This window comes from Gilliamella sp. B2772, assembly GCF_026536985.1.
Classification (GTDB): domain Bacteria; phylum Pseudomonadota; class Gammaproteobacteria; order Enterobacterales; family Orbaceae; genus Gilliamella; species Gilliamella apicola_E.
This window is the reverse complement of record NZ_JAFNNB010000003.1, coordinates 246895-254368: the sequence shown is the minus strand read 5'-3', so window position 1 is coordinate 254368 and position 7474 is coordinate 246895. Positions and strand designations below refer to the sequence as shown.

The 7474-nt window shown below is 32.4% G+C and carries 7 protein-coding genes; 1 reads left to right on the top strand and 6 read right to left on the bottom strand.

Translation table 11 applies throughout. The features are described from left to right. Positions 1-550 precede the first annotated feature (550 nt). The 6 genes from J3T98_RS08955 to murA all read right to left on the bottom strand — a co-directional run bounded on the left by J3T98_RS08955 (position 551) and on the right by murA (position 6042). Positions 551-1621 carry an acyltransferase family protein gene (locus J3T98_RS08955; RefSeq protein ID WP_267362666.1) on the bottom strand — a complete coding sequence of 357 codons (1071 nt, stop codon included), beginning with the start codon at positions 1619-1621 and terminating at the stop codon, positions 551-553. Between the two features lie 147 nt (positions 1622-1768). After that, positions 1769-2020, bottom strand: a complete 252-nt coding sequence (locus tag J3T98_RS08950; RefSeq protein WP_065734913.1) for a GNAT family N-acetyltransferase — start codon at positions 2018-2020, stop codon at positions 1769-1771. A 175-nt stretch (positions 2021-2195) separates the two neighbouring features. Next, the gene (pfkA, locus tag J3T98_RS08945; protein ID WP_065562788.1) at positions 2196-3158 is read right to left on the bottom strand and encodes a 6-phosphofructokinase; all 963 of its coding nucleotides are present in this window, start codon (positions 3156-3158) and stop codon (positions 2196-2198) included. A 76-nt stretch (positions 3159-3234) separates the two neighbouring features. After that, complete coding sequence (locus tag J3T98_RS08940; RefSeq protein ID WP_267362665.1) at positions 3235-4149, bottom strand: cation diffusion facilitator family transporter; 915 nt, start codon at positions 4147-4149, stop codon at positions 3235-3237. Positions 4150-4160: 11 nt separating this feature from the next. After that, on the bottom strand, positions 4161-4736 hold the full coding sequence (locus tag J3T98_RS08935) for a DJ-1 family glyoxalase III (RefSeq protein ID WP_220225245.1): 576 nt from the start codon (positions 4734-4736) through the stop codon (positions 4161-4163). Positions 4737-4788: 52 nt separating this feature from the next. After that, positions 4789-6042, bottom strand: a complete 1254-nt coding sequence (gene murA, locus J3T98_RS08930) for a UDP-N-acetylglucosamine 1-carboxyvinyltransferase (protein ID WP_065562785.1) — start codon at positions 6040-6042, stop codon at positions 4789-4791. Between the two features lie 362 nt (positions 6043-6404). On the opposite strand from murA, the gene J3T98_RS08925 reads away from it, so the two are divergent. Next, positions 6405-7463: an FAD-binding protein gene (locus J3T98_RS08925; protein ID WP_267339080.1), complete on the top strand. Its 1059-nt coding sequence runs from the start codon at positions 6405-6407 to the stop codon at positions 7461-7463. Positions 7464-7474: the final 11 nt, after the last annotated feature.

The following is a 7474-nucleotide window of genomic DNA, read 5'->3' as shown; positions in this document are numbered from 1 at the left end:
CTTCAATTTAAAGTTTGATGCTCAATAACTGTCTCTGACATAATTCAAATGAATCTTCAGTGTCACTTATCAAGACTTAATTTTTTGAGTCCGTAGACTTTTAATTTTTTGTCTCGCAAGTGCCCACACAGATTGTCTGTTTCTTCTTTTTAAAGAGCTGACAGCTTTAAGTTAACTTCTCAATTCCTTGCTTCAGTTTGCTGTCTCAAGGGCTGCGTATACTACGCTACACCTTTTTATTCGTCAAGATCTTTTTTTAAAAAATTTGATCTTGTTCACCAACTTCATTATCGCCTGCTTTCGCTGACGCCGTGTCAGTGGATGCGCATTATAGGCACTTCTTTTTTTTTGGCAAGTGAAAAATCACATTTAGAATTCCGTTTGTTTTTTATTTGTTCAGCAGCAATATTGATATACTCTAGATAAAGCAAAAATTGTTACTATAAAAATTCGAAAAATCAAAATGTTGCTTCAAGATACATATTGTTATATGTTTTGAACCATAAAAACACATAATTTCTATCAAGTATTCGTTTAACTATCGTAAATATTAACGATTACCACCAATTAAATATTTTGCTTTATCTTTGAATACTAATTTAATGGTATACGCAACAAGAACACTTAAAGTTAATGTACATATTAAAAAGCTAATAGCACCAAGTGATGCTAATTCACCATTATCTGTTTTGATAATGTATCCAAAAGGTGAGTTCAGTAACTGTGCTTCTAAAAGGATTACGATAATTTCATGAACAAAATAGATGGGAAAACTAACATTTGCCATAAAAGAAAAAAACTTAAATGTTTTACTTTCATTATTTTTATGGTTCAAGCTATCCAAAAAATAAAGTGCTAAAATAAATAAAATAATCTTTTGTAATGTATCATAATAAAGTTTTTCAACACAAAGATGATCAACATAGCGATAAGCAAATGGAATAAAAAAGCATAAACAAAAAAAGAAAATCACCAAAAATAAATTATCTTTAACTAGTTTCATAATTTTTTCATAATTTTGCTTTATCATCATTCCTGTCAAATAAACAGGTCCATAATGCAATAAATTTAGCAATGGCTGGGTATAATCAGGCTTGGTGAACATAACTACCCAGAACATCGAAACTAGCCCTACGATAATCAAACTTTTTTTTGACCATTTATATAATAAAGGGCTAATTGCGAAAATAATAATAATCATCGGCATAAACCATAATGGCAAAAGCTGGGTTCCGGTCAACATCATTTTAATGATTGAAGTACTCGAACTTGGTTCCGTTAGCGAAAAAATAGGTAAACTGGATAAATATTGGTAATGAAAATATAGGAAACAAAATATCGATACAGAAATATATGGGCAAACGACTGTTTTAAACTTAGATAAATAATACGCTTTTACATTATATTTATAAGTTAAATGCTGAAATAAAAACCCCGCAATTAATACAAAAAATGTTGTGAAATTAAAAGCAAATAAATTTAAAAAAGAAAATAAATAACTATTAGCAATTAAATGGCTATTTTTAAATACACCTAAACAATGGCTAAAAACAATCATAATGATGGCTACGCCACGCAATACATGAATAGAATGAATTTTTTGGGGTTTGACTATTGTCATTTCAGTTATCAAAACATAACAAAGAAAATTTGCTATACATTAGCACAAAATTTCAAGATAAAAACTAGTATTATTTTAGAAAATGCACAAAATATTTCTTGACAAATTTCTGAAAAAATTACAAATATTTATCAAATATAAACACAATTAGTTGTCTAGCTTACTCGCAGCAAAAGAACATAAAGGTATGATTTCACGTTTTTCTTGCTTTAATGTTTTTATCACAAGCTCAAGTAACTTATCTGCTATTCCTTGTCCACGATAATTAGGATCTGTATAGGTATGATTGATGGTTGCTTTATCTTGCCCAATTCGAGTAAACGTCATTTCTGCTATTTCTTGATTATTGTCATTACATACATAGAAACGATCGTTATCTTGCTTATATTGTAATGTCATAAAATTCCTCAATTAGTATGATTTTCATCGAAATTAATTAAATAAGAAAAGAAAAATTTGTTGGAATTTATTAAAAAAATAGTTTTAAACTTATAAAGTGAATAATTGATAAACCTAAATCAAACTATAGTATATCAATTATCCACATCTTATTAGATTATCAATGGAGCAATATTTAGAATAAACGTTTCGCTGTATTATAAAGATCCATATCAAATGGTCTTTTCATATTATTGATAGCATCAATGATATCATGATGAACCAATTTACCATTTTGAATTCCGACACAACGTCCAGCATGACCATCAATGAGTAATTCAACCGCATAAGCCCCCATACGTGAACCTAAAATTCGATCATAAGGTACAGGTGAACCACCGCGTTGTACATGGCCTAGGATAGTTGCTCGCGTTTCATGATGTACTGCTGCTTCAATATCTTTTGCTAATTGGTTTACATCACACATATGTTCAGTAACAGTGACTATTGCATGTTTTTTACCTTTAGCAAAACCTAATTTTATCTCTTCAATTAAGTCTTCTTTAGTATAAGAAACTTCAGGAATGATCATAAATTCACAACCACCAGCTACTGATGCACTTAATGTCAAATCACCACAATCTCGCCCCATAACCTCAATTACAGAAATTCGGTGATGTGAAGAACAAGTGTCTCTCAATCTATCTATAGATTCAACAACTGTACTTAATGCAGTAAAATAACCAATCGTGTAATCAGTTCCTCGGATATCATTATCAATGGTGCCAGGTAAACCAATACATGGAAAACCTTCTTCAGTTAATCGCATCGCACCCATATATGAACCATCACCACCGATAACCACTAAAGCATCAATTTGATGTTTCTTTAAATTAGCAATCCCTTTTTTTCTAATTTCTTGATCTTTAAATTCAGGAAATCGAGCTGATCCTAAAAATGTTCCACCTCGGGTAATAATATCTGAAACACTAGAACGATCTAACTTGACAATGCGATCTTCACAAAGCCCCAAGTAACCATCATAGATACCGAAAACCTCTAAGCCTTCAGTTAACGCAGTTCTCACAACTCCACGAATAGCTGCATTCATCCCTGGTGCATCACCACCACTGGTTAAAATACCTATTTTTTTTATCATAAAAAATAACTCCAATTTATAAACCTTTGGCTATTATAAAGTCATAATAATTAACTAACAATATAAAGTTTAGAAGCTATTTTGAATAGTTTTTCAGCTGATTTGTTTCAAGAGGAACAACAGAAATCGGATCTTGATGGATAATCACTGTTGCTGGAGCAAATTCTCTAGAGATATGTTTTTCGATTGCATCAGCAATTGCATGAGCTTTTATTAATGGCATATCATCATCTAATTCAAGATGTAGTTGTATAAACTTCACCGGGCCTGCTTGCCTAGTTTTCAAATCATGAAAACCACGCACATTTGAATAAAAAGCGACAATTTCACTAATTCTTTGGTTATCACTTTCAGGTAAAGCCTTATCTAATAAGTCTTGAATTGCACTATAGGCTATTTTACAAGCATTATAAAAAATATATAACGCAATAAAGAATGCAAAACAGGCATCAGCATACGTAATACCATACCAGCTTAAAAATAGTGCAATAATAACTGCAATATTCATAAACAAATCTGATGAGTAATGTAACATATCTGCTTGAATCGCTTTACTATTTGTCTGTTTTATCACATGCTTTTGATATAAAACTAATGTGGCAGTCACAACAACCGAAATCATAGATACGATAATACCGAACAAAGGGAACTCTATTGCAGTTGGATGAATAATAGATTTAATACTTGATAATAATAAAATGGTCGCCGAACCAATAATAAAAGCACTTTGTGCTAATGCGGCTAATGATTCAGCTTTTCCATGACCGAAAGTATGATCATCATCAGCAGGTTTTAATGCATAACGGACTAAGAAAAAGTTAAGCCCAGATGCAAGCAAATCAATACTTGAATCCAACAGTGATGCAAATAAACTCATTGAGCCAGTGAACCAGCACGTAATTAATTTAATAATGATAAGGAAAATAGAAATTAAAACTGCACTCAATGTCGCCTTTTTAATTAATTTTTCATACAAATGTGATTTTGACATTTGTTACCTATTTATTGGTAGGATTCTATCCCTTGTGGAAGCACCAATTGCGCAGCTACTTCGGCTGCAATCTTTTTGTCTAATAAAACTTCAATAATTTTTAAAGCAAAATCAATTGAAGTTGCAGGGCCTTGACTAGTAATAACTCTATTTTGAACATCAAAATAAACTCGATCCGATTTCCAGTTTTTAATAGCATCTTTGGTTGATGGATAACCCGTCATATATGCATTCGGGAATAAATTATGATGTTGAAAAACCATCGCTGGGGTTGCACAAATAGCTGCAATAACAACCCCGGCTTGATGAGCTTGCTTTAATTTTTCAATTAATTGTTGAGAGTCTCGAAAGTTTTCAGCTCCAACTAATCCACCAGGTAAAATAATCGCATCAAAATGAATATCGCTAACTTCAGAAAACGTTTTTTGAGTTAGGATAGTGACACCGCGAGAACATTGAACTATTTTATCTTCAGTAATACTTGCATAGGTAACTTTAATTCCAGCACGTGTCAACAGATCAATTGTTGTCACGGCTTCAGTTTCCTCACAGCCATTTGATAAAAAAACTAATGCTTGCTTTGTCATATTACACCCCTTCCTATCAACTAACTGTCTTTACAAAATGTTAAAAATAGAACTATTTAACACGTTCAATGTTAGCGCCTAATTTTCTTAGCTTATTTTCAATATTATCATAACCACGATCGATATGGTAAATACGATCAACAATTGTTGAACCTTCAGCTATACATCCAGCCAAAACTAGACTCGCAGAAGCACGTAAATCAGTTGCCATTACTTGAGTTCCACTAAGTTTCTCAACGCCATGAGTAATCAGAGTATTACCTTCGATTTCGCCATGAGCTCCCATACGAATAAGTTCTGGTACATGCATAAAACGATTTTCAAAAATTGTTTCTTTGATAATTCCAGTGCCTTCTGCCACCATGTTTAATAATGAAAATTGGGCTTGCATATCAGTTGGAAAACCTGGGTGAGGTGCAGTATGAATATTAACGGCTTTTGCTCGTTTACCTTGCATATCTAAACAAATCCAATCTTCGCCAGTTTCAATATTGGCTCCCGCTTCCTTCAATTTTGATAATACAGCATCAAGTAAGCTTGGATCAGTTTTACGACAAGTTATTTTGCCGCGTGAAATAGCTGCAGCAACTAAAAATGTCCCAGTTTCAATACGATCAGAAACGACTGAGTGTACACCACCACCAAGACTAGCAACACCTTCAATTTCAATGCGCATAGTACCGGCACCAGTGATTTTAGCGCCTAACGTATTTAAAAATTTTGCGGTATCAACTATTTCTGGCTCACACGCAGCATTTTCAATTATCGTTTTACCTTCAGCTAGAGTTGCTGCACACATAATAGTAACTGTCGCACCAACACTAACCTTATCCATTACAATATGAGCACCTTTTAAACGACCATCAACTGTAGCTTTAACATACCCCTCATCTAAAGTAATTGTCGCACCTAATTGTTGTAGTCCAGTAATATGTAGATCTACTGGCCTTGCACCTATTGCACATCCACCTGGTAATGAAACTTGCCCTTGACCAAATCGAGCAACAAGAGGACCTAGAGCCCAAATTGAAGCTCGCATCGTTTTTACAAGTTCATAAGGCGCACAATAGTTATCAATCTGACCTGCATCAAGATGAATAGAACCATTCCGTTGATATTTCACGCCTAATTGCTCAAGAAGTTCCAGTGTAGTATCAATATCTTTTAACTTGGGAACATTTTGTAATTCAACTGGTTTTTCAGCCAAAATTGCAGCAAATAAAATAGGTAGCGCCGCATTTTTAGCGCCAGAAATGACAACTTCTCCATTTAAAGAAGTTGGGCCTGTAACGTGAAACTTTTCCATTGTTAACTCTTATTCATTTTAAATGGCGATTATTATAAAAGTTATTCACTAATAGATAAATGAATTTTATCAAAATATGGTGACTATATTTGTCATCACCAATCCATAACAAAATAATTTCAATTATTTATTATCTATAAATAATTTATTATTCCATCCAAAATCAAATAAATATTAAATAAAAAATTCTTAATTTTATTTTTAAATCAATTAGTAGGAAGTAGAATTAGATTTCAAAAACCCTCTCCTCAACTTTTTTTACGAAAATTGACTAATTTCCTTATTTTCCTATTTACTACAATTTTATCGAAGTATGATAAAATAGATGATATTCAATCTTATAAATCAAACAATACAATAATATGGATTACGATATTGCTATCATTGGACTTGGGCCTGCAGGTAGTACCCTCGCACGTCTACTTAACCCATCTTTTAAAATTATTGCATTAGATAAAAAGCATCAAGCTGGTAATGAGGGTTTTCATAAACCTTGTGGTGGATTATTAGCAGATGACGCTCAAAAAGCATTTGTGCGACAAAAGTTAAATTTACCTACTGATATATTGACTGATCCACAAATTTTTAGCGTTAAAACGATCGATCTTCAATCCAAACTTATTCGTAATTATCAACGTAGTTATGTTAGTTTTGACCGACATAAATTTGACCTATGGTTAAAATCATTAATTCCCAACACTGTCAATGTTTTACATAACACACTATGTAAAGAAATCAGAAGAGTAATCGATGGATATCAAGTTACTTACATCGATGAAAATAAAATCGAACACAAAATTACGGCTAAATATGTAGTTGGTGCAGATGGCGCTAACTCGATTGTTAGACGAATGCGTTATCCTCATCATTCCATCAGACAATATGTTGCTATTCAACAATGGTTTACTGAAAAACATCAACGTCCTTTTAATACATGTATTTTTGATAATCAATCAACAAATTGTTATGCGTGGAGTATTTCTAAAGATGGATATTTCATTTTTGGTGGTGCTTTCCCGAAAAAAACAGCGAATCAACACTTTGAATCGTTGAAAGAAAAGCTAACAAAGCAAGGGTTTATTTTTGGAGAACCGTTAAAAACTGAAAAATGTCTTGTGGTTTATCCAAATCGCTTCCAAGATTTTTATACAGGCAATGAAAATATCTTTTTAATCGGTGAAGCAGCAGGTTTCATAAGCGCAAGCTCATTAGAAGGTATTAGTTATGCGCTTGATAGCGCAGAGATTTTAAGCAAGATATTAAATAGTGGTATAGCAAAACCAAATAAGCGTTATTATCAAAAAACAATTCCATTACGCTTAAAGCTTTATAGCAAAATTATCAAGGCTAAAATACTGACTACACCATTGTGGCGTAAATTAATTATGAAAAGTAAAATTCAACATATCAAAACAATTTAATTTATAAAAAA

Bases quoted from the DNA above. Each gene is read 5' to 3' on its own strand.
- J3T98_RS08955 (WP_267362666.1), bottom strand. From the start codon at position 1,621: ATGACAATAGTCAAACCCCAAAAAATTCATTCTATTCATGTATTGCGT.
- J3T98_RS08950 (WP_065734913.1), bottom strand. From the start codon at position 2,020: ATGACATTACAATATAAGCAAGATAACGATCGTTTCTATGTATGTAAT.
- pfkA (WP_065562788.1), bottom strand. From the start codon at position 3,158: ATGATAAAAAAAATAGGTATTTTAACCAGTGGTGGTGATGCACCAGGG.
- J3T98_RS08940 (WP_267362665.1), bottom strand. From the start codon at position 4,149: ATGTCAAAATCACATTTGTATGAAAAATTAATTAAAAAGGCGACATTG.
- J3T98_RS08935 (WP_220225245.1), bottom strand. From the start codon at position 4,736: ATGACAAAGCAAGCATTAGTTTTTTTATCAAATGGCTGTGAGGAAACT.
- murA (WP_065562785.1), bottom strand. From the start codon at position 6,042: ATGGAAAAGTTTCACGTTACAGGCCCAACTTCTTTAAATGGAGAAGTT.
- J3T98_RS08925 (WP_267339080.1), top strand. From the start codon at position 6,405: ATGGATTACGATATTGCTATCATTGGACTTGGGCCTGCAGGTAGTACC.